We start from the raw sequence: 23,817 nt of genomic DNA, 5'->3' as shown, positions 1-23,817 counted from the left end.
GTGCTAAATGTTTAATGATGAATCAAAACTAGGCACCTGCGTGATCAGGCGCCTTGAACCAGGTTAAGAAATCAGGTGATTATTGACGAATTTAGCTGGGCTCCTTCCTGCCATCACCTATGATCCGGAACTACTTCCTCGTCACCTTGCGTTCGATGCTTCGAAACAAGGTATTTTCAATTATTACAGTGTGCGGACTGTCGATTGCTATCACTGCGTCGTTCCTGCTGTATCAGTATGTGTTGTTCGAATCTGGATACGACCGTTTTCAAAGCGAACACATCTATCGTGTTGCGCTGAAGCAATTTCAAGGTAATTCTTTGGATGGAGGATTAGCCGCCAATACTTCGGCCATGGGTCCGGCGCTCAAGCGAGAGCTTCCTGAAGTCGTAAATTTTACGAGACTGGTAAAAACCTCTCTGTTCACTTCTTCCTTAACGAAGGCAGTCACCAACGCACTCGAGTTCTCGCATGACGCAGACCACACGCTGGTCGCCTTCAATGAAGAAGGTGTATACTTCGCCGATGCGCCTTTCCTCACGATGTTCTCGTTCCCCCTACTGGCAGGTGATCCACAAAAAGCTCTGGCTGAGCCCTACACCGTTGTCATTACCGAATCGATGGCAAAGAAGTATTTTGGTTCAGAGCCGGCACTCGGCAAGACATTGCTACTTAACCGCGAGTTGTCGCTGACTGTTACCGGTGTGTTGAAGGACATTCCTGAAAACTCACACCTGCGCTTTGACATCCTTATTTCGTACCCAACCATTATGCGGACATACGACGGCGATGACTTCTGGGGATGGACAGTCTTCTATACCTACGTGCAGCTCGTTCCCGGGAGCGACATTGGCGCGCTCGAGTCGAAGATTAATGAGTATGTAAAAAAGCGCGCGCCAGATTTTTCAGACTATCTGGATTATCACAGGAGGGTATTCTTCCAGCCCGTAGCCGACATTCACCTGAACTCACGTTTTTGGAATGAACAATCTCCGGCAGGCGATTCGCGAACCATTTATTTCCTTTCACTGCTGTCAGTGTTGATCCTATTCATCGCCTGGATCAACTACATCAATCTTTCCACGGCGAAGGGTCTTGAGAGATCTAAGGAGGTTGGTTTGCGCAAGGTCGTTGGAGCGTCCCGTGGTCAGCTCGTGATCCAATTCCTTACCGACGCGTTTGTGGTTAATCTGTCTGCGGTACTCACGGCCATTGCTTTGGCGGGATTGTTATGGCCGTTCTTCAAGCAACTAGTTGGCAAAGATATTCAACTTGCTTTCTTTACATCGCCAGCAACATGGGGCGTGGCGGGCATATTCCTATTGGTAGGTGTTCTTGTGATAGGAAGTTATCCGGCAATGATGCTGTCGTCGTTTAATCCGGCGCAGGTCCTCAAAGGAAAATTCTTAAAGTCGAGTCGGGGAGCATCGGCAAGAAAACTAATGATCTCATTTCAATATTTCGTCGCATTGCTGTTGATCGCGGGGACGCTACTCTCGTCGCGTCAATTGTCGCACCTGTTGTCGCAGGATACGGGATATGTCAAGGATCAGATCGTGGTGATTGAAGGTCCCGCAGTTTACGATTCAATGACCAACACCAAAGTGAATCTCTTCCGTAAATCGCTTTCGGAGATTCCCGGTGTAACCGGCATGACCGCATCAGCTAACGTGCCCGGACAATCAATTACCGAAGGGAGTGGGTTCATCAAGGAAGGTGGCAACTGGGACGACGCTATGGGTGCAGCGGTACTTGGTACGGATACCAGCTTCTTCAATACGTATGGAATCAGGATAACGGAAGGAAGACGATTTAATGAAAATGAGTCGATGGACTTTCGCAGAAAGAAAGATGCTGCCGAAAATATCCGGCTGGTGGCGAACCATGAATTTGTCAATCGGCTCGGACTAACTCCACAGACGGCGCTAAACCAAAAAATCTCTTTCTGGTGGGGCCCTGACCAGCGCGATGGTGAAATTGTGGGAGTAGTTGCCGACCATCATCAGCAGTCACTCAAAGATCCTTACGAGGCGATCGTTTACATGCAACCGCAGTGGTCGACCTGGAAATATTTTTCCATTCGCATGAGTGCGGACCGACGTCAACAGAAGATCGAAGCAATTGAAGAGGTATTCAAAAACGTTTTTACGGATAATCCCTTTGTCACCTTTCAACTGGACGACTATTATGATGAACAGTACGACGTCGATAAAAAACTTGGTTTGCTTGTTCGCGTGTTCACTGTACTGGCCATCATCATTACCTGCCTGGGACTCGTCGGACTCACCGTCTTCACGGTCTCCCAAAGAATGAAAGAAATGGGGATAAGGAAAGTGCTTGGTTCGTCCACAATACAGATTCTATACTTGTTTTCCCGTGACCTGGTTAGAATTCTTGTTGCGTCCTATGTACTGGCCATACCGTTGATTATTCTCGGCGGGCGTCGGTGGCTTACGCAGTTTACGAGTTCCGTTGGTGTGGAGTGGCAGGTGGTCGCGCTGCCCGTGATCATTCTTTTCATGATCACCGTACTGGTGGTGTCCGCGCTGAGTGTTAAGCGTGCGTTGGAAAGTCCGGTGAAAGCGTTGAAGTACGAGTAATAGTATCTGCGCAACCAGTTAATGCGTGCCGTTAACAAATCACTTACTGCCAAACAGCTTCTCTACTTCCCTCTTTGTAAATTGGATTCTTCCACCTTTGTCGGTGGAGAAGACGATAGCCTTTGATTCTATCATTGCCGATTTGTAAACGGAAACTTTTTCCTCGCCAAGGCGGAACACCCGGATGTAGTCCTTGTTCTTCCAGTTCTCTTTCTCAAAGAACGATAACAAAATTCCGTAAAGGCTGTGGAGCGTGTTGCCCTCGCTGCTGAACTTAATGGAGAAGTAGCTTTTTATTTCGGGACGCTGGTCCCACATCATCAGGAGAAATGTACTGTCACTTTCATTGGCAACGTACTGCAAACTAGCCTTCGAGAAGCCCAAGGAACTCAACTCACTGTACGGTATCCACCCTTTATTGGATGAACTGTATTCAGTGAGTTGTCCGCGGGTTGCAGTTGTTCCTGCAATTATGGTAACAAGTATCAATAAGCATTTCATTGGTGAGCACGGTTTGAGGATTTCCAGTTTCAGTCAGAATGACTTCCACTGGTCGACTGCCTGAATATAACAAATGAATAAATACCCGGCACCAGAACCAAAGTTGCCGTGATACTCATGAAGACAATAAACATAATCTTTGGCTCTATAAACATCGCCAGTGTTGCAGAAACTAACCCACCCACGAACCATACTGCACCCGCCAGCCGATGCGTGCGTCTCCAGTTGTCATCACTTTCGAGGGTCCATGGCAGGCGAATGCCGATAAAATAGTTGGGTTTAATATTATACATCAGGTTCCCAAGAAAAGTATAGAGGAGGCTAACCATAACCACTAAAGTGGTTGTCATGTTAAACTTACCCAGGCCCGGTGCCAGTATAAGGCAATTGATGGCACACATGAATACAACTATTCCAAAGCCGATCCTGGCAGCAGTTGTCTCGCTGACTCGAGCAGATCGCTTCGGATCTAACTTCTTCATAAATCGGGTGAGCAGATATAACGCGAAACCCAATGCCGCCATAGTGCCCAGAAACATTGGAAGCTGATCCCTGGAGGTCCACCCATCAACATCGCCGGAAACATTCCAATGTATCGGAATTCTATCGGGAAGAGATGGCCGAACGATAGCGTATACAGCGAAGGGTATCAGGGAAACAACTATTGCCAGGATGTCGATAAGCTTTATACGTCCCATACACTCTGAATTTAAATGGTACTATTTCTTAGAGGAGAGTTTTATTGTCCATTGAAGCAGTTCGTCAACTATAGTAGTATTAAGAGAGTAATACAGGAATTGTCCTTCACGCATCACTTCCACAAGTCCAGCCTGTTTTAAAAGGTCAAGATGGTGAGAGATACTGGGCTTGGTAACATTGAACTGGTCGGCTATTTCGCCGGCAGACATGTCCCCTTTCTTCTTCAACAACTCGAGGATTTTCCTTCGGATAGGATCGTTAAGCGCTTTAAATACCAGATTCAAAATTAGATATTTAGACAACTATCTAAATATACGGGAAAAAGTTTACGATGTTTCATTTACTAACGTGAATTCTTGATTTGGCTTTGACAACTTTTTTAGCCGGGTAGTAATGAACTTAAAACCTCAAAACGATATAGTGTAAATGTTCGCCAGTGAATCTTATCGAAAGCAGGGTATGACTTCTAACTCCTGGCCTGGCGCGACGAGGTTCTACTCTGTCCTCAGTGTCTTAACCGGATTAAGCCTGGCCGCCTTCACGATCGTGATACTGGTAGTGCCAATACCAATCGCGAAAATAGCCAGCGCGCACAGCGCTACTGGTACAATACCCACACCTATCCGGAACGCATAGATCTCCGCCAGAAGCCACTCCATCGCGTAGTAACCTGCGGTGGATCCTACCGCCGCGGAAATGAACAACACAATCCGGAACTCACGGTTCAGCAGTCCAACGATGTTATTTACAGAAGCACCTAATGTTTTACGCACCCCAATTTCTTTGGTACGCTTCGCAACATTGAGTGATGCGAGGGCAAAGATGCCTGATCCTGAAAGAAGACCTGCGAGGACGGTGATGAACAGGAATACTTTTTGAAGATTGCCGTTTGTTTGCCGCGCGTTGCCCATCACAATTTCCGTCTGATAATAACACTCGAACGGTTCTGTTGGGAATACTTCCTTCCATTTGGTTTCAAGGTACTCGCGGGTTTCGGTGAGGTCGGCAACTTCAGTCTTCACGACCATCGTTACATATTGATTTTTGCCGGCAGGATAGAAAACGAATGGCTCCGGATCTTTCGAGCGATGCAATGCGTCGACGTGGTTTTCAACAACGCCAAGGATGACGCGCTTCTCATTGTGCAGGTAAAGAACGGCCTCCAGTGGCGACGTTAACCCGAATTTTGTAAGATAGGCCCTGTTTACTATGACTCCCTCCTTCTGATCCGACTCATTCTCAAGATTGAAGTAGCGGCCCTCGACTAATTTGATACCCATGGTTTCAAAGTAGTTTTTGCCGATGCCCAGCGCACGCACCTCATAGTTGAACGTATCCATTCGAACCGGCGTCTGATAACTATTGCCCAGTGTGCCATCACAAACGCCAACGCTCAGAATCTTCCGGTTGGAGGCGATGGCCGTCTTCATAGCCTCATACTCGCGTTCGCCGGAGGTGTGAATGGTGATGATCTGATCCCGGTCATATCCAAATTGAATCTTCTCCTGGTAGCGTGCATTGCGAATGAAAGTAACTCCACCGATCAGAACTAATACCGACAATGCGAACTGAAAGGCCACTAACGAATGACTAAGCCAGCTGGCGCCGTCTGTCTTCACCGTGCCCTTCAGCAATGCTGTTGGCTTAAAACCACTTCCGGACAAAGCCGGGTAGATTCCGGCAATCAGCGAAGTAACGAACACAAGCAGCAACAATGCTATCAACGAATTCATGCCGCTCAGCTGGTTCATGCCATATTCGCCGAGCCACATCGCAGAAAAAACAGGTACGATCAGCTGTGCGATGGCGACTGCCACGACTACTGACAGGCAGATCATGATAAACGTTTCGAGCAGGAATTGCTGGATGATATTGCGTCTAGCCGCACCGATAGCCTTTCGTATGCCAACTTCCTTGAGTCGTTTAGTGGTCATGGCAATTGAAGTATTGGTCAGGTTGAAGCAGGCAATCAGCAATATCATGGCGGCAAGTCCGCAGAAGACGAGGATCGGTGCCACGTTCAGTCTGGATTGTGTCCAGCCATACCGCAGATCGTTGTCGCCATAGACATGAGGCTCCTTAAAAGGAACAAGCGCGAAATTGTCGATAACCATATCTGTGCGCGCTTTATTCCTGACGGGAATGTATTTGTCCATTGCCTTTGACACGCCAGCCGCACTCCTGGCGGAAGCAACCTGGAAGAACGTGGAGGGATTACGCCAGTCGGTCCAGTCGTCGTTGCTGATCTTGTTCATTGCCATAAAGTGCTCGAACCTCATCATGGCATCGAACGGCAGGGTGCTATTGATAGGAATCTTCTTTACCACTCCGCCAACAAACAACCTGAACTCCGATTCATTTGGGCCTTTGAAAGTCATCATTTTGCCGACCGGGTCGTTGTCGCCGAAATACTTTTTGGCCAGCTTCTCTGAGAGGATGATCGTATTCTTCTCCTTGAATGACTTTGAACTTCCGGTCACAAAAGGGAATTCGAACAGATCGAAGAAAGTGCTGTCTGAGAAGCAGATGTACTCGCTGAAAGCTTTGTCTTCATAGCGGAGCGCGCCGCCTCCCGAAATAAAGCGCGTATAATTTTCAATGCCGGCGATGTCCTCGGCAGCGATTGGCGCCATGATTGTGGGCGCCTGGAAGTCGCGCATAGGCTTACCGTCGAGGTCCTTCGACAATGTGTGCACGGCAAAGATGTTTTGTACTTTAGCATCGCTGTGGAAGTTATCGAACTCGATGTTGAAGGCGATGAAGAGATAGGCGGAGATGCAACAGGCGATTGATACTCCCAACCCCAGGACGTTGATGATAACGTAGTTCCTATGCTTCAAAAGGTTTCTGAAGGCGACGAGGAGATAGTTTTTGAACATTGCCTGGTGATTTGGTGATGCACTGTACATATCTAAAACGCAGCCAAACAATAAGCATTTAATTATCAAATGATTACAGTTTTTAAGGCCGTACGAAAGTGGGAAGGGATGACCGGAAGCGGACGGTTAAAATTAAGAATTAAGAATTAAGAATTAAGATTTGCAGCCACGACCTGCGGTCGTGGTCTTTTGGGTTTGCAGGACTGCTTCGTGCGGGCTCTCAAGTAATTTGCAATTATTTGGTTTTCATTGGTAGCACATGTTGGCGTGTCCTACTATTGATGTCTTGATTCATTAGTATCTCGTTGATGTCTTGATTCATTAGTGTCTCGTTGATTAATGTCTTTGATTTCTTCCTCGAGTAGCGCGTCGTATAATTTAGTTTTTGAATCGGTGCGGGATCCTATATATTGAATAAGAACTCCTACATCGCCAGGAAATCATGAAATCACAAATACCAATAGCCATAGCGTTGTTCCTGTGTTTTACTGCAGCTACAAAAGAAACCGCTCATCAATCGTTCCGTGAAGACTTTGACAGCAACTCTCCGAAGTATTTCACTTATGCGTCGACGGGCAACCGCGCAGATTTTACACGAGCGTTTGGTGTGCGTTCATCAATAGAGTCTGCTACAAAAGTCCTATCGTTCAAGATTGATCCAAATGATCCGGCCGGTGCGGGAAGGGGACCTGAAATTATTTCAAACGACTTCACTCATTACGGACGGTACTCGGCGCGAATCAAGGTACCTGATGTGCGTAAGGAACAACCTAACGTTGGTGCCGTTGTGGGTTACTTTACTTACCATATGGACTCCATCCCAGGCCTTAGCGAAATCGACTTTGAATGGCTTATTGCCGATCCAACCGTAATCTATGTTGGAACCTGGACGGGGCCGCAAGGTGCGCTTAAGCGAATTGGACGTACGGTCAACCTGGCAAATGGAATGATCTATGAGACGACTTATCGTGAAGGCCACCAGGGCGCACGATATCCACTTTCGGGATTTCAGAACCTGCCCGAAAAAATAAAAGCTATCGAGGGTTATGATGCGTCATCCCGATTCTACACTTATGGTTTTGACTGGCATCCGGATCGTCTGCGCTGGTGGATGTTGCATCCGATCAGTGCCGATACCGTTGTACTATGGGACTACCGTGGATCGGAACGTGGGATACCACAAAACAAATCGAAGTACCGGCTCAACTTCTGGCATACCAAGGATTGGTCGGTGGTTACTAATCCTAATGCACTGGAGAAGCCAAAGAAGCCATTTGAGCTCGAGGTGGATTGGATGAAGTATGAGGAGTTTGAAAAATGATGGAACACCTGAATTGGGCGTATTGGAAAAAAAGCAAACCTCGTCATTTGACAACGAGGCTGCTTCTCTTCCGGAATAACTGAAGGTTATTTCGCAATAGCCAATCGCGCCAAATAACACTACTCACTGGGACAGTAACAATAAAGACTGACTTGTTATATGACACTAGTGTGCAACGGCCTCGACCAATTCAGCAACCTGGATATTGGCGATAAGCTTAATGTCTTCGCCCAGGCCCAGGCCGCCAGTGTCGGTTAGCTTGTTCCACGTCATTCCAAACTCCATACGATTAATAGTACCGGTAATTTCAAAGCCATGTTTGACCACACCGTGTCCGTTATTTTCAGAGCCTCCGTATTCAACGTTCAATTCGACAGGTTTGGTGACTCCCTTTAAAGTAAGGTCGCCAGTCATTTTATAGTCACTGCCACTTTTCTTTACGAAAGAAGTTGAATCGAAAACGATTTTCGGATAAGCGTCGGCGGAAAAGAAATCGCCGGCCTGGAGGTGTTCATCGCGCTGAGGTTGATTGGTGTCAATGCTTTTGACATCTATTTCGAAATGTACTTTAGCATTATCGAAACCTGCACCATTTGTAATGGCTTGTCCTTCAAATTTTCTGAATGAACCGGTAACGGTTGAAATCACCAGGTGCTTGATTTTAAATAGCACTTCTGAATGCATTGGGTCAATTACCCACGTTGTTAAATTCTTCATGTTGCTCTTCATTTTGATTACACAACAAAACTACCGTTCTTTACTATCCAAAGTATAGTAGTTACCCATAGGTAAGTAGTTACCCGGAGGTAAGCAATCAATGCAACCGATATGAATCAGAAGGATCAGGTGTGTCAGCAAAAGCTTATGGTTTCGCGCGATGCGCTGGAAGTAATTCAGGGCAAATGGAGATTGCCAATCGTTCTGGCGCTAACGTTTGGTGATAAGCGATTCGGTGAGATTCAACGCGATATCGTAGACATTTCACCAAAGATGCTTTCGCAGGAACTCAAGGCACTCGAGGAAAACAAGATTATCACTCGTACACTTTATGATAGCATGCCCGTCACAGTAGAGTATTCATTGACACCATTGGGACGCTCAATGAAAAAGATGCTTGACGAATTACTGAATTGGGGCTACCACTTTCGAAAAGAAATTCTGGGAAAACAATAGGCTCGTATAAATGCGGAACCTGTTGCACGCCATCGATCTCTTAGCGATCCGTTTTTTTATAAACTGCTCTTCTTTTAATCAGCAGAAATCCTGATCCTCCTCCCAATCAAGCCAACACCCTTCACTACTGCAACAACGATTAGTCCGCAGACGAGGCCTGCCAGAAACTCCTTTAGGATGCCGGGCATAGATGGAAACAGGTGTTCCAGATATTTAATGTTGTGAACGAAAATACCGCCGGCAACAAAAAGCAGCGCCAGCGTTCCCACCAGGCGAAGAAGTTTTATGATCAGCGGCATCAGCCACAACAAGCCCTTGCCCATCAAATCGAGAGGTCCCTTCCCTCCTGCCCGTTTAACAAGTTTGTATCCGATGTCGTCCATTCTCACGATCAGCGTAACCAAACCATATACCCCAACCGTTGCAAGCAGCGACACAACGGACACCGTCAGTATTCTGACCGTCAGACTTTGTTCGATCACCGCATATAACGCGATGATGACAATCTCTGCAGACAGCACGAAGTCCGTCACTATGGCCGACCTAACCTTCGCCTTTTCATCTGGTGGCAATGTCTCGGCCTCTCGCGTGGCCTCACCTTCCTTTTTACCAATCCTGTGAGCAATCAATTCTACAATGCTCTCCACGCCCTCATAAGCCAGGTAGCAACCGCCGGCCACGAGGATGACCGTAATAGCAACAGGCCATATTGCCGACAATGTTAATGCGATAGGTACGATAATCAGCTTATTGATCAGCGAACCCTTGGTGATCGCCCAGAGAACTGGCAGCTCACGGTTGGCGAGAAAACCTGTAGCCTTCTCCGCGTTGACGGCGAGGTCGTCGCCAAGGATGCCCGCGGCCTTGCGAGTGGCGATCTTGCTGGCGGATGCAACATCATCCATTAGTGCGGCGACGTCGTCGAAGAGTGAGAGGATTCCAGATGCCATAGTTGATATTCTGCAGCGAAAGCTGTGGGCCAATATACGCAGAACCACAAACCATGCCGGACGACGCGTGGCCAACGTTAGCTGCATTTGGGACAGGGGGCTGAGCGACTGGATTTTACTCGGCAGTGGGGTCGAAACAGTTCTGCTCGTATATACAAATTATCTGTAACAGAGGGTGTGTCATTCTATCCGTAAAATAAGGTCGCTCAGCCCCCTGTCCCAAATGCAGCTAACGTTGACTTTAATCTTACCCCAAGGTGCCCCGGCAGAAGGATTTGCAGCTCTCTTCAATTACAAACAAAAAGTAATTCTCGTTTACAGCAAGAAGTAATTGTCTCGTCGTGCGCTGGCGCTTCTCGCACATTTTTCAAAACCACGTAGCCGCTTCGTTGCACTCGCGCGGGACGGCGCAGGCGCCGGCGGCAGCGCAGGCGAAGTGAACCAGCGTAAGCGCGGTATTTTTCGCTTCTGATCTTTGTCGCTTCTGATAAAATGCAAGCAGGAAATGCGTATCTTCATAAACGCCGAACGGTCACATTCTCAGAGACGTAATCTTATAATGTGCATACATCGGAATCAAATGCGTTCATTAACATGAATGATAACACCAGTTGTTTGAATGTCACCCCGTATGTTACTCATCGAAATTGCAGTCTTTAAGAACAAGCGATTTCCTTTCGTGAAGAAAGGTGGCCGGCGAATATCCCTTATCCTGTTAGTGCTTACGATAAGTACTGTAAGCGCGGTTTCGCAGACATATATAGGTCCATCCTTAAATCTTGGCAATCTGCTAAAGTATACTCCAGTGTCGCCGGGACTGGGGACGCCGCCGATGCCGTCGGGAAGTATTGTAGTCAACGTCAGAAAAAATCTACAAAATGATTGGGCAATTGTATTTGGCGCAAGTGCTGGCATTATTGGCTATTCCATGGTTGTTACTCCGGAGGACACGCTAAGTGCGAATTCTTATGATAATAAAAACCGCTTCTCCGAATACAGCACATTCTACGGCGGACTCAACGTTGTAATCGGAAAAGATATCACGATTGGAATCCGAAAATTGCTTGTCGGAATCGGCGGAGGCGGAGTCTATTCCTACTCCATTAGTCCGGCCAGTTATGGCGTGGCAGCAGCGGGTTCTGACGGTTCATTCGCTACTACCTTTTATGCGAAGATCAATCCTGTAAACAAGTTCAATGCGTTTGCAAAAATCGTGGCGCAGTTGCCTGTTAGTCCGCGTGTATCCCTGGCGTTTGAGGTTTCCAGGCATTTCTCCTCTGTGATCGACGGTACATATGACTTTTATCATACGAACTGGGATACCACTTCGGGGAAAATATCGCTTTATCAAACTGAAGCTAGTATGGCGTGTCTGTTCAGAATCTCCAGGTAGCAGGCATTGTGTTTTCAACACTAAGGTTATCTCACCCTTTGCAATTGGTGTTAGTGCTGTTTACAATTTAATCCCTCCATTTTTCATCATCTAAGTCTGATAGATATTCCGACGTCCCCTTGAACCCGATGCTCTTTAATTTTTCAAAGTAAGGTGTATAGTCGAAGTCATCAGTTTCCCACGGATCAAGGTCCCATATAAAATCAGCAGCCCAGGCCATCCATCTCGGAGGAGGAGGATACTTTTTCAGGTATTCTATTTTTACGGATTCAGTCTTCAATACATCCTCAGCCCATCCACCCAGAACCATAATGAATGTTTCGCCGCCACCCATTCTCCATCGAATACTGTAAGGATGTGATTCAGGGTCGAACACCCAGGGCGGAGGAACCAGGGAATATTTGTCGATGTACTTCTGTAACTCTTTCTTAAACCAGTCTTCGTGTTTGTATGATTCCATTATGAACATGATTACCGCCAACGCACATGGAGTGACTCTATTTATAGACCAGCGTAAAGTCGTCAAAAGTAGCTGTATTATCGCCACTAATTGAATCCGTACCCACCATCAATCCAGCCTTCACGCCCCACGACCACCAGGCAAGGTTATCGCCTATTATTGATTTATCTCCGGTCTGGGTGTTCGAAACCGGGCTCCAGTTTTTACCATCCTGACTGTAGGAAAACGTGCCTATGTGCGCCTGTTCGATGTCTGCTTTCAGGAAGACATCCTTCGCGCTGTCGACACTCAACTTATTGAGAAGAACGAATTGGCGATCACGTACTTTCCAAAGTACCAGTGAGTCACCTTTCACGCCCATACCCAGGGCGTTGTCGGCAGTGGCGTAAAGGACAATCCCTTTCAAAGCACCATTGTGCTCCGTAATTTTTGTTGTCATGGTGAAGTCAGCATCATCAGGACTTATACAAATTGCTGAACCGGCCGGGCCTTTGCGTAGAACTTCAGCAATGGTGAGTTTGCCGTTGTTGATGGCTGTTTTGATTGTATAAGCTGGTATGTTAAATCGCCATCGGGGAGAGATTGCTACTGAATCGAACGAATCCATAACGTTATCTTTAAGAACTGCACTGGATGAATCACGTGCTTCAGTATTAAAGCGCGGCCATCCCGAATCACCATCCCAGAACATCTCACTGAGCAGAGTTGTACGTCCGAGATAGGGAAAGCCAGACTTATTGTACGCATGGTAGAGGTAATACCATTGATCACCCGTGCTGAGTGCCGTTCCATGCCCCGGACATTTCCAATCTGCGTTGCCTTTAATCAGAGGATTACCATCATATTTCTGCCATGGTCCCCTCATTGTCCTGGAACGGGCTACTCCTACCTGGTAATTGCATGATCCTCCGCAGCACGAGTTACCCGAATAAAGCATATACAGATAGTTGTCTTTTTTTACAATGCATTGCCCCTCCATGCCGCCATTTTCCCAGGAGTCTTTCCCGGCAGTCAGCATGACAAAAGGTTCCCCCTGAACAGCAAGGCCATCAGAAGTAAGTGCCGCACCCATGATCTCTATCGTTTTGCCGTGCGTAAGTCCATTGGCCTTCCACGTGATATACAATGTGCTGTCTTCATCGAACACAAAAGCATCGATAGCTTCGTTGCCCCATTCCAGTATCATTCCCCGGTCCTGAAAGCCTTCTTCGATATTTTTTGTAGTAGCAACGCCGATACAGGAGATACCATCTTTTCTTCGTGCTGTGTAATAGCAATAGAAGGTACCCTCACGATAGAACAGCTCAGGCGCCCAATAACTTCCTACGGTCCACGATGGAGGTTCGCTAAAGACAAAATTTACAAACGACCAGTCGGTAAGATTTGAAGACTTATAAACAGGATAGACAGGCCCCCAGTCGTTAGAGGATCCGGCAGCGTAATAGGTGTCGTTTACTTTGATGATTGAAGGATCTGGTAATTCGCCTGCGATAACCTGTTGCTGCGCGATTTCTTTTGAACGATTAGTACAGGAGACCAGTAATGACAATGAAATTGCCAGCGTGATAATAACCTTCATCCGATTTGTGAGTGAATGGCGAAGATAGCAAAAATGACAGCACACTTCGTTATGCTCGCGCGAACCAATACAGCAGAGGACAGGCCACCACTTACTTCCTTAATGAATCAATCTTTTTGAACACCTCACCCTGCTTCATTACAAAAACCACTTTTTCAAGAGTTTGTATATTATCCAAAGGATTATCTGTCACAGCAATAATATCGGCAAAGTATCCATTTTCAAGTAGTCCGATCTTTCCTTCTCCCGCAACGAGATTCCCCGGATGCATCGTGGCCGACTGCAAAATCTGGAGATTTGTCATTCCTGACTGCTTGTAAGCTCCGTAAGTACTCACTGTTACCTGTCCGCGGTTGCGTTGATCGTCGTAGTAATACATATCTGAACCGAAGGCTATCTTGACTTTCGCATCCAATGCTCTCTTAATTCTTTTCTGATACCGCTCAACTCCAGCCCTATCTGTTGGCACCAGGTATATGTCCTTTTCAGCCATCAGCTTTAACACTTCCTCAGAAATAGTATATCCGTGTTCGATAGAATTAACGCCTGCTTTAATTGCGAGCAGTGAAGGTTCATCGCCATTTGTAGCGTGGGCGGCTACCTTCAGACCTGCTCTCTTTGCCTCTTCAACAATAGCAGTTAATTCATCCAGGCTTAAAACAAGCCGGTTATTATTAACGATAATTTTAATGCAATCAGCGCCATCATAAATTGATTGCCTAACTGCCTCACGCGCTTCACCCGCGCTGTTGACTTCCACATACTCCTTAGGAATTATTGAATCCTTGACTTCAGGGCTGATCTTTACGAACTGGCCTCCAATAGGAGAAATGGCCCTGTTAGAAACAAACAGACGAGGACCTGTAACCCAACCGTTGTTAATTGCGTCACGCAAAGCCACAGCGGCACTTACTCCTGAGTTTCCCAAATCTCTGGCTGTTGTGTAACCTGCCAGCAACATTTCTCTTGCGTGTCTGGCACCAAGTAATGCTCTGTCGGCTTCAGTTAAAATGACTGTTTCAGCGATAGTATTTGCACCATTTACTGCATCGAGCCCGGATCGGTATTCGTGGCACAGGTGAGAGTGTGCATCAACTAAACCAGGAAGGATGTACATACCTGAAAGATCTATAAGCTGCGAGTTGCTTGGAATCTTCAGGCCGCTGCCGATCTTTTCAATCTTCCCATCCCGGATGAATATTACAGGATTGTTAATTGTCTGGCCGTTTTGAACGTCTATCACTGCCTTTGCAATCAAAACAGTTAGTCCCTTTTGATTGCTATCAATTGCCTGAGCATGTATCGATGTATTGCATAACAAAACCAGGAAAATACAACATAGCAGTCCTTTTAAGGCTGCAATACCTGTGCGATGAAAAGAGATCATGTTCATTTAATCCGTATTTAGGCGTGGTATTTGATTACCTTCATATTAGCAGAAGGTTACAAGAGTGCCACTTCAGGGAAAAGGAATTACCTCAATCCGCTAATAAATATTCAATTATCGCTATCCCTCCTACTATCCCAAAAGTTGCCAGACAGATTAGCCCGGCGGTCCGGACATATGACTTGCTGCGATTCGTGAGTCCAATGACGAAAAAGAAGCCGGCGGACAGTAGCCCTGCGAGTGTTATCAGAACTTTTATAATTAGTGAAATCATATCAGGGAACGAAGTTTGCAGAGTGCAGACGACTGATGATTGCTGTCGGCGGCTATTCAAACAACGGATTAAAGATATCACTCTTTACCTGCGAACACGCCAACAACTTCGGAAACTTTCTCCTCGTCAGCAGATTCTACCACATACATGAATAAGCCGTTTTGACCCCATCGAATGGCTGCGCTTACAAAATTACTTTTTGCTATCATGTCTGCGTCAGAATAACCGTTTACAAAGAATATCGTAATAGTTATCGATCTATCGACGCTGGCTAGTTTTACCGCGTCCTCAATTCTTCTGGACTCCTTCAGTGATTTCCAATCGAACGGCAACTGTTCGAGTTTTAGGTTCAATGCGCGTAAAAATGCTTCGACTCTATTCTTGTCCGGATGGTTGTTGCCTAATTTAATTGTCATAAAGATTGATTGGCTCTGCCTTTTGGTATTTTTGCCCCTGGTCTAATTCCTATGGGTCCGTTCAGAACGGCATGTGGATTTCTTCCGGATCAATGTGCATATACTATTTGCGCCCAGTTTAACAATTTTTCCCTGAGCTCCCTGGTAATGGCCGGATTCTTTTCCGCCAGGTTTGTAGTCTCCCACTTATCAGCATGCATGTCATAGAGCTCAACGTGAGCTCCATCTCTGTCTGACAACAGTTTCCATTTATCCCGGCGGATTGCCAGCGAGGGACTTCTGTCGCGTCCTGAAGGATAGCGAAAGCTTTGCTCGTTTCGTCCATACTCCCAGTAAAGTGCTGTATTTCTTGACGCCGGCTTTCCGAGTAAAACCTTGCTGACGTCTTCGCCATCTGACGTATAACGTCTGGGGTAGGTGCCGCCGGACAATGCACAAATACTTCGAAACAGGTCAACGGCCGAAATGACGGATGTAGAATCGACCGTTCCGGATGGGATAGTGCCTGACCAACGGATAATGAACGGCATCCTTATGCCGCCTTCATAAAGCGACAACTTGCTGCCTCTGAAACCGGCTGATCGTGCATGATCAAAATCAGGCATAGGTCCGTTGTCGCTGGTGAATATAACGATGGTATTGTTGTCTAATCCACGTGCCTCCAAACCATCAATCAATCTGCCGATCTGCTTGTCGAATTCCGTGAGAACAAATACGAAACTAACTTCGTCGTTGGGACCGCCCGGATACTTGCCGTGTTCATCATCACCGCCTACCCAAGGTGTATGCACATCGTCCGGCCACAAATTGATGAAGCAGGGCTTACCTTTATGGGTATCCAGAAACTTTAATGTCTGATCGACAAAGTAGGCAGTCCTGCTCCATCTCTTAACGCTGTCGCTATCTGCCCAGATCCAGTCTGTACTTGTAATCACAGGATCAGGATCGGGACTTTCCCAGGTGCTCTTGTATTCATCGAAGCCATAGTGAGTGATTGAAGGCGCGTCGTCTACATCGCGTCCACCACCCATATGCCATTTGCCGAAGTGTCCCGTAGCGTAACCTCCAGCCTTGAGTGCTCGCGCGAGAAAGGGGGCATCCGTGGAAAGAAAGTCTGCTTGTTCACATAGCTTGTTGTCGGCCTTCTTTTGCAGGAAGCTGGTGATATTCCATCGTGCGGGTGACATGCCTGTCATCACTCCTACCCTTGATGGTGAGCAAATCGGCGCAGCACTATAATAGTTTTGAAAGGTCCGGCCCTGTGTAGCGAGGCGATCAATGTTTGGTGTTTTATACTTTCCTCCCAGGCAACTCAGGTCACCGTATCCCATATCGTCGGTAAGAATGAATATGACATTTGGATGACGTCTCGGCTGAGCCAGAAGAGTGAACGCGCCCAATAATAGAATAACCAATCCGGTAATGAGTGATTTCATCGTTCGTCAACGAAGTTAAATGTGCGCGCTCGTGAACGACGCGCCTGTCTTTACATGAATTTCAACTAAGCTACTGCTTTTGAAGTGATGCCCAGTCGACAATTCCTGATTTCTTTGCCCAGCATCGCAGACTGTGACCTTATCGGTACGGCTATCCGCCAGGTTGGTCAACCCGGACCGGCTATCCGAAACTTCTTTTCCCTGGATTTCGTTATCGATTCTAACGAACCAAAGATCAAATGAAAGAGTTTAGTTTAATCGTGCGGGTACCCGTCACCTATTCGAAGGACCAGTCGCAAGCAGCAAACGTATTGTGGAACTCTTTGCTGGATAAATGGAAAGCGGCAGGCATTTATATCACGAGCTTTGCATTTCCCGTCGAAGGATATGTCGTATCAGGACCAGACAACACTGTTAAAAAAGAAAGTGTACTTTCCGCTAACTTAAGAGTTGTAAGCAATATATTTCTTCGAGCTGAAAATTTTGAGCAGGCCATAGAACTTGCAAAGACATTTCCTGTTCTTCCGTATGGAGGATCAGTTGAGGTGAGAGAGATCCTTCCCAGGCCCGCTGCAAATAATTAGATTCTGGCATTCTTGATGCAAAGGGTTGTTGTTTATCTGAAAAAACTGCCGACGGAGATCGCGATCAGTAGTGACTCCTCTTTTGAATGTCCGGCAGTTACATTGACGAAAGCTGCTCCCGGAATGGCGTTATATAAAACCCGCCGCCATAACCGTAGTGCCAGATGTCTGCAGAGCTGTCGTCTGAGTCGGCCCATACGCGGGCGATGTCATAGAAGGCTCGGAGTCCAACTTTCAATGGAATGAAGGTATTGCGCGTCTCGGTAAGCTGCCATCTGACCTCTGTATTCAGGAACGCCTTTGATTCTCCCGTGAACCTGTTGCGTTTGAAACCATTGAGGTTGTTTGTCTGTCCAATCGAAAAGAGTTTGTAGAAGGGCAGCTGACCGTCGGTGATTCCACCTCCCAACTCAAGCCCTAGTGTAAACGGATTTTTTGACCAGGTTGAAACGTAGTTCTCCAGATGCAACTCCGTGACGGAAGCGAGTTTCTCACTTGTCTTCGACACGTGCCCGGCATAACCGTTGAAGAAAAGTCTGAAGCCATGTTCTGGCAACGCAGTGCGGTCGCGGAAGTCGAGATCGAGGGTACCTTTCAGGAAGACTAGATTGAGTTTGTCTATACCAAAAACATCAGGATTGTCGTAGAGGAAACTATTCTCACGTTTGATGGCCTCGTCCATCTCATAGCTCGCCACTATTGCTACTCTGCTTTGTCCCCAGAATGATCGGGTAAGGCCTGCCGAGACCGAAGCCATATTGTATTGTGCCCGATAGTAGTTACTTGATCGTTCCTGGTCGTTTTCGGTGTTATTGCCTATCCCAAAGAAGTAGTTGTAGTTGAGAGGACGCGATACCACTATCTCGGAGATCCCGTCCCATTTTCCCAACAGATATCTGAATTGATTTGCATAACTCACTTCATAGTTGCCCGACGTACTGACCGAAGCCTTGATTCTGTGCTTTGCACTGAAGTCCGGTTTGGCAAAACGCTGCTGCGTGAACGTAACTCCTCCCTGAATGGCGAACCCTGTAAATGGGTTGTAAGATACCAGAGCCAGGGGAAGGTAGGTGTTGTACTTGAATGCGGTGCGGTCGTAATGGTAGAACTCCTCTTCCCCGGGGTTGATTCTCTTTCCTTCTGTGCCCAATTGAATTGTCGAATCGTCTCCCCTTTCATAGACAAGCGTATTTGCATTCCCTTTCTTAACTATGGAACGATCAGTGATGGAATCGTGTCCATCATCCCCGACCACCCGAATAAGAATGGATTTGTGTGCATCACCTTCGATCACAAACACGTCGTCGCCCTGAAGGCCGAACAATCGGACCTCGTTGGTTTCGTGCGGATAGAATGTACGTTGGAAGTACACTCTCGATGAATCGGGAAGTCCGTTGTTATCGATATCATAAACGGCCACTCGTATGGTGCCGTCCGCATTTCTCACGGCATGGAAATACTCCTTCTTGTTTGATCCTACCACATCAACCTCTCTTGAAAGCATGTTGTAGTAATGTTCCGCGTAAACCGGCAGGTCTTTGATCCTGGCTTTTAGCTTCGTTTCAATTTCGCTTCCGTCAGGATGGTAGATTTCGGCGGGCATCTTACGCACGCCTTCTTCAATGTCTTTATCGTCGATGGAGCGTTGAATTTCTTCCGCTGCATTGATCCATTGGTCTTTGGTTACGTCGCTTGTCACGAAGCGATCGAGGTGGCGAGCCTGCCACATGAGACTTCTGAGTCCTTTGATTTTGTAATCGAAGTTCTCGCCGTTTGGCATGGCCCACTCCCTGTCGCCCAGCCATGGAATGATCCCATCCCATCGTGAGAAGGCATGATCGCGATCTCGGGGAATCGGGCGATAAACCTCGCCGTGCTTGTCTTTGTAGCCAGCCCACTTCCAGTTGTCTTCGTGCTTGCTCCAGTCACCAATCCAAAGGTCGAACATGCGCGCACGCACGAACTCCGATTTTTCTACGCGATTGTCGTGGTCGCTATACAGTCTGTCAAACATTTTGAAGCTCTTCTCGATGTCTCTGGCGTGACCAAATATCTTGTCTTTTTGAATTTTATCAGTAGGCCTTATTTCGAGCATGCCGAAAAGATTTGCGTAGTCCTTCCTGAACATACCTAATGCATCATCGTCCGGTAGTACGTACAGGGCTGGCGTGGCGTGGAGGATATTGAGTTGCTCCAGCCAGTAAGCGACAGCCATCGCGCTGTAAGGCTGCTGCGTGCTGGTCTGATCTCTTAGTACTTCTGATATTATCGTTCCGCGCAGTTCGACTGGCAACGCCTTTGAAGGATCCTTGTCGACAGATCGAAAGACATATTCTCTACCGTCATTGCCTGTAAGTTTAAGAGAGGTCGTTTGTCGTCCCCCACCCTTACCGTTGACGATTAATCCGCCGAAGGCCGTGTCCATGTCGAGGTAAGGGACCTTAACCGGCACAGTCCACGACGCGCGATAGTGCTTTCCCAACCAACGTTGTTTGAAATTGCTGCTCGCGTAATGGCTGCCCGCGACGGCAGTTGCGGGATTGGGAAGGCTAACATTTGTGCTTCCCTGTGCGGCATTTACTGTAGAGCAGGGATTGTAAGACGTATTACCGGGCCGTGCATTCTCCTGGCATGGAGAGTGCATCAGTATACCACCCTTTCCTTTGTTCATTAAACTTGCGCCGGTAAAGAACTGATACTTTACATCTCCCTCCTCTCCGTAAGTGATTTCGATGAATCCCGGCTGTGATGATGTAAACAGCGCCCTGCTGTTTGAAGCGACAAATCGTCCGTCATCCAGTGCGCCACTGTTGACATAAAAATTGTCGCCGGCTTTTAAGATTGAATGATTCAGTTCGTGGGCGGATGCAAACACCAACGAAGCATAGTTATGCATTACTCCATCGAGCTTATGACGGAACGGCTCGAATTCGGAATTGCCAATGTCCTTTCCAGATCCTACGTTCTGGTGGAATCCAACCATCGCACTTCCAATGATTGGAGGAAGAAGATGTGTGGAGGCTGGAAACCGGCCGCCGTAGCTGCCTAACGACTCAAGCGGATAGTGGGACAGAACCATTATGTTTTTATCTCTGGCCTCATCCAGTATACCCTCGAGTTCTTCAATGAAGATGCCAGTGTCAGCAATCTGGCAGGTATTCGTAAATGGCGTTGGCTTATCATAAGGATGATTCCACCACTGTGAGTTAATCACCACCACCTCGAGCAATGGGGAAAACGAGAACGTCCATGGACCGGGACATCCCCGTTCAATAAATAACTGAAAGCGTTCGTGCTTCTTCTGCTGCAGTAGTTTTTCGAGTGATTGTACCTTCTTCCATCCATTCTTACCCGAGTCGTCCCAGTCGCGGTCACCCTGATTGATCAGGATTTGCAGTTTGGGAAACCGGTCGAGCAGCGCAAAGGCCTTTGATTGCCATTGCGTCACCTGGTCGTTGCTCGCCTTTTCCGAAAAGATGTCGCCATTAAGGACCCACAATACCGGCGATGCTACTTCGGAGCAGTATTTATCAATCACTTCAAACAGAGTATCCTCGTTTTTTAAGTCGGCTGTGTTACCTGTGAGAATGACTTTAACATCTGAAGCGGAACAGTAGGGAGCAAGGAGTACAATTGCCAAAATCAATAACGTGCTCCGCGCGGAACATGCGGGCAGAATATGTAACGACAAACGGGACAGCATTTAAGTCTTGCTTTTGTGATGTATATAATGCAGGCCACCTCTGTGGGCTAAAGCGGCCTATCGGATGAACAAAATGGACCTACTAAAGTTCGCAAAAATGAAAACAATATGAGCTATCCTCCAGCACAGTGCTTGATAGTCGGTATACCAGCTTTGAAACAGTAGAACTGACTGATCACTGAACCTTCAATTCTAATGTACTCAGCGAGATTGGGTGCTCCCTCCCCCTTAATGCGATATCTCCAATGGAAATACGATTGAAATCGTTCGCATAAGGAAGCACCTGAAGGAGCTCATCGGAGGTGAGGATTTTCACATGGTACTCGTTGCATTTGCTTTGGATGCGTGACGCTGTATTAAGCACGTCGGAAAGTAGTTCGACGTCGCTTTAGGGTAAAACTCTTCAACCTCAGGAAACACTGGCCCGCTAAAGGACTTTTCTGCCACAGTAGTAACGACAGTAGGAACACTAAAAAGTTTTGATGCTCCCGCAACCATTGCCGTGTTGTTTCGCAGCGCATACACAGGGATGTTGGCAACTGCAAAGGCCATCTGACTTTCGTTGTCGGTCAGCACCAAAGTGTGATTAGTTGGGGTAAGCAGCGCAGGAGAAGGACGCTGCGCGAAGAGTGTGACTGACACGAACAAGAAACATGCAGCGAACACAAGTCTGAGATTGGTTTTCATGTAGAAATAGTTTTGTTGTGAATTGATGGCCAAAACTAAATCAGGGAGAAGGACCAATAAATTGATCGATTCATCAATCCATTGTATAAATTATATCGGGCATGAAATTCGATCACCGGTTGGAGCAGTGGCGATCGATGGCAGGGCTGCTAGTTACCGGCATTCGTACCAGGGGTTAACCGCAAAATGTAAAACTCTAGATGTAAAATGTAAAAATGAGGGGGCGGCGGTTGATCAGTTTTAAGTAACTTATCCGAACATTAACCAGATACAACGACATCCTGTTTCATGCGAATAACAACGATCAGGGCAATGGGCTTCTTCTTTTTGAGCGCCATAGCCATCCAGACTGTAAATGCTCAGAAGCCAATAGCGCTGCACCCGGATAATCCACACTACTTCCTGTACAAGGGAAAACCAACGGTACTGGTATCGTCAGCCGAGCACTATGGAGCGGTTCTTAATACTGCGTTCGACTATCGCACATACTTCGCCATTCTCAAGCAACATGGATTCAATCAAACCAGAATGTTCTCGGGTTTCTATCGCGAGGGCAAACCATACAATCAGCAAACTGAAAAGCCCTTCGAGTGGGAACACATGCAGAACACTCTGGCTCCACGACCCGGCAAGTTTATAACGCCCTGGGTTGAAGTTCAGCCATCAACAAATGAGAAGAACGCGGTGTACAATCTTAATCAATGGAATCCCGAATACTTCAAGAGACTGAAAGACTATCTGACTGAAGCCGCTAAGCACGACGTCATTGTTGAGGTCGTGCTGTTTACAGCAATATACACGAAGACCTACTGGTCAACGTCGCCGCTAAATCCTAAGAATAACAACGGAGCCACTGGAACAGAGGTATCGTATATTGAATTTCACAGTCCCGAACATAAACTACTCCGGTCGAGACAGCTCGCCATGGTTGAAAAGATCGTAAAGGAAGTGAATGAATTTGACAACATTTATTTCGAGATCTGCAACGAACCTTACTGGCTTAAAGGCATTCCGGAAGAAGAACCAACGATCAAAGAGCAACTCTTCCTGCCCGAATTCGAAGAGTGGCAACGCGACGTAGCAGCAACGATAACAAAAACGGAAAGCACGCTGCCTAAAAAGCATTTGATCGCCCAGAACATTGCGAACAACTATAAGAAAGTTGATGAACTGAATCCATCAGTCTCTATCGTAAACTTCCATTACTCGTTTCCGCCTCGCGCTGTAACTGAGAACTATTCTCTTTCAAAACCAATCTCCTTTGATGAAACGGGCGATGGATGTAATGCTCCCGACAGGCGTATCGAGGCCTGGGCGTTTATGCTGGCAGGCGGAGCAGTGTACAGCAACCTTGACTGGTCCTTCAGCAACGACGACGTTACGGGACTTGGACGCAATCCCAGCGGTAAACGCGAGAGTGGTCAGGAAGTACGATCCCAGTTAAATGTGCTATTGAAAACGCTAAACTCCTTCGACTTTGTGAAATCGAGTCCTGTTACGAGTAAGATAAAACTAAAGGATGGAGTGCTTGCCTATGGTATTGGCGTGACTGCGAAAGACTATCTGATATATTGTGTCAAGCAGCATGTAGTGCCGTTTGAGAAACTTGAGGTTGAGCTTCCTCCCGGACAGTACAAGGTGAAGATTATTGATCCTATCGATGGAAAGGAAATCAGTTCTCAATCGATAACTCAGCAAGCAGATGGAATAGTTGTGCCGCTCCCGGAGTTTGCTGATGATATTTTGGTGCGGATAATGAAGTGATGGATTATAGA

At 47.0% G+C, this 23,817-nt stretch carries 19 protein-coding genes; 6 read left to right on the top strand and 13 right to left on the bottom strand.

Annotation, left to right across the window (positions count from 1 at the left end; translation table 11 throughout):
- Positions 1-119: 119 nt before the first annotated feature.
- Positions 120-2,600 carry an ABC transporter permease gene (locus WBG78_RS07785; protein WP_337325836.1) on the top strand — a complete coding sequence of 827 codons (2,481 nt, stop codon included), beginning with the start codon at positions 120-122 and terminating at the stop codon, positions 2,598-2,600.
- Between the two features lie 39 nt (positions 2,601-2,639).
- On the opposite strand, the gene WBG78_RS07780 is transcribed toward WBG78_RS07785, so the two are convergent.
- From WBG78_RS07780 to WBG78_RS07765, 4 genes are all read right to left on the bottom strand, one after another.
- A complete protein-coding gene (locus tag WBG78_RS07780; RefSeq protein ID WP_337325835.1) occupies positions 2,640-3,101 on the bottom strand; it encodes a hypothetical protein in 462 nt (153 codons plus the stop codon).
- A gap of 29 nt (positions 3,102-3,130) precedes the next feature.
- Positions 3,131-3,799 carry an SdpI family protein gene (locus tag WBG78_RS07775; RefSeq protein WP_337325834.1) on the bottom strand — a complete coding sequence of 223 codons (669 nt, stop codon included), beginning with the start codon at positions 3,797-3,799 and terminating at the stop codon, positions 3,131-3,133.
- A gap of 21 nt (positions 3,800-3,820) precedes the next feature.
- Entirely contained in the window at positions 3,821-4,084 is a 264-nt protein-coding gene (locus WBG78_RS07770) for an autorepressor SdpR family transcription factor (protein ID WP_337325833.1), read from the bottom strand.
- Between the two features lie 210 nt (positions 4,085-4,294).
- Positions 4,295-6,679 (bottom strand): ABC transporter permease, encoded by a 2,385-nt coding sequence (locus WBG78_RS07765; RefSeq protein ID WP_337325832.1) that lies wholly within the window; start codon positions 6,677-6,679, stop codon positions 4,295-4,297.
- Positions 6,680-7,121: 442 nt separating this feature from the next.
- On the opposite strand from WBG78_RS07765, the gene WBG78_RS07760 reads away from it, so the two are divergent.
- On the top strand, positions 7,122-8,000 hold the full coding sequence (locus WBG78_RS07760) for a glycoside hydrolase family 16 protein (RefSeq protein WP_337325831.1): 879 nt from the start codon (positions 7,122-7,124) through the stop codon (positions 7,998-8,000).
- Between the two features lie 165 nt (positions 8,001-8,165).
- Here the strand turns inward: WBG78_RS07760 and WBG78_RS07755 are convergent, their stop codons facing one another.
- Positions 8,166-8,717, bottom strand: a complete 552-nt coding sequence (locus WBG78_RS07755; protein ID WP_337325830.1) for a YceI family protein — start codon at positions 8,715-8,717, stop codon at positions 8,166-8,168.
- 111 nt (positions 8,718-8,828) lie between these two features.
- On the opposite strand from WBG78_RS07755, the gene WBG78_RS07750 reads away from it, so the two are divergent.
- On the top strand, positions 8,829-9,173 hold the full coding sequence (locus WBG78_RS07750; protein WP_337325829.1) for a winged helix-turn-helix transcriptional regulator: 345 nt from the start codon (positions 8,829-8,831) through the stop codon (positions 9,171-9,173).
- A gap of 74 nt (positions 9,174-9,247) precedes the next feature.
- On the opposite strand, the gene WBG78_RS07745 is transcribed toward WBG78_RS07750, so the two are convergent.
- Entirely contained in the window at positions 9,248-10,123 is an 876-nt protein-coding gene (locus WBG78_RS07745) for a DUF808 family protein (RefSeq protein WP_337325828.1), read from the bottom strand.
- Positions 10,124-10,754: 631 nt separating this feature from the next.
- Between WBG78_RS07745 and WBG78_RS07740 the strand changes: the two genes are divergently transcribed.
- Positions 10,755-11,516, top strand: a complete 762-nt coding sequence (locus WBG78_RS07740) for a hypothetical protein (protein ID WP_337325827.1) — start codon at positions 10,755-10,757, stop codon at positions 11,514-11,516.
- Positions 11,517-11,583: 67 nt separating this feature from the next.
- Here WBG78_RS07740 and WBG78_RS07735 read toward each other — a convergent pair whose 3' ends face one another.
- The 5 genes from WBG78_RS07735 to WBG78_RS07715 all read right to left on the bottom strand — a co-directional run bounded on the left by WBG78_RS07735 (position 11,584) and on the right by WBG78_RS07715 (position 17,068).
- Complete coding sequence (locus WBG78_RS07735; protein WP_337325826.1) at positions 11,584-11,976, bottom strand: hypothetical protein; 393 nt, start codon at positions 11,974-11,976, stop codon at positions 11,584-11,586.
- A 37-nt stretch (positions 11,977-12,013) separates the two neighbouring features.
- Positions 12,014-13,555: a family 43 glycosylhydrolase gene (locus WBG78_RS07730; RefSeq protein ID WP_337325825.1), complete on the bottom strand. Its 1,542-nt coding sequence runs from the start codon at positions 13,553-13,555 to the stop codon at positions 12,014-12,016.
- 91 nt (positions 13,556-13,646) lie between these two features.
- Positions 13,647-14,948, bottom strand: coding sequence for an amidohydrolase family protein (locus WBG78_RS07725; RefSeq protein WP_337325824.1), 1,302 nt, complete (start codon positions 14,946-14,948; stop codon positions 13,647-13,649).
- A gap of 345 nt (positions 14,949-15,293) precedes the next feature.
- Positions 15,294-15,632: a hypothetical protein gene (locus WBG78_RS07720; RefSeq protein WP_337325823.1), complete on the bottom strand. Its 339-nt coding sequence runs from the start codon at positions 15,630-15,632 to the stop codon at positions 15,294-15,296.
- 89 nt (positions 15,633-15,721) lie between these two features.
- Positions 15,722-17,068: a sulfatase family protein gene (locus tag WBG78_RS07715; protein ID WP_337325822.1), complete on the bottom strand. Its 1,347-nt coding sequence runs from the start codon at positions 17,066-17,068 to the stop codon at positions 15,722-15,724.
- A gap of 239 nt (positions 17,069-17,307) precedes the next feature.
- Here WBG78_RS07715 and WBG78_RS07710 point away from each other — a divergent pair, with 239 nt between their 5' ends.
- Positions 17,308-17,652, top strand: a complete 345-nt coding sequence (locus WBG78_RS07710) for a hypothetical protein (RefSeq protein ID WP_337325821.1) — start codon at positions 17,308-17,310, stop codon at positions 17,650-17,652.
- Between the two features lie 97 nt (positions 17,653-17,749).
- Here the strand turns inward: WBG78_RS07710 and WBG78_RS07705 are convergent, their stop codons facing one another.
- Together WBG78_RS07705 and WBG78_RS07700 are read right to left on the bottom strand one after the other, a co-directional pair.
- Positions 17,750-21,292, bottom strand: a complete 3,543-nt coding sequence (locus WBG78_RS07705) for a BamA/TamA family outer membrane protein (RefSeq protein WP_337325820.1) — start codon at positions 21,290-21,292, stop codon at positions 17,750-17,752.
- Positions 21,293-21,667: 375 nt separating this feature from the next.
- The gene (locus tag WBG78_RS07700) at positions 21,668-22,042 is read right to left on the bottom strand and encodes a hypothetical protein (protein WP_337325819.1); all 375 of its coding nucleotides are present in this window, start codon (positions 22,040-22,042) and stop codon (positions 21,668-21,670) included.
- Between the two features lie 288 nt (positions 22,043-22,330).
- Here WBG78_RS07700 and WBG78_RS07695 point away from each other — a divergent pair, with 288 nt between their 5' ends.
- Positions 22,331-23,806, top strand: a complete 1,476-nt coding sequence (locus tag WBG78_RS07695) for a hypothetical protein (protein WP_337325818.1) — start codon at positions 22,331-22,333, stop codon at positions 23,804-23,806.
- Positions 23,807-23,817 lie beyond the last annotated feature (11 nt).

The sequence above is a fragment of the Chryseolinea sp. T2 genome (assembly GCF_037203685.1).
In the GTDB taxonomy this organism is placed as follows: domain Bacteria; phylum Bacteroidota; class Bacteroidia; order Cytophagales; family Cyclobacteriaceae; genus Chryseolinea.
This window is presented reverse-complemented; position numbering and strand designations above follow the sequence as displayed.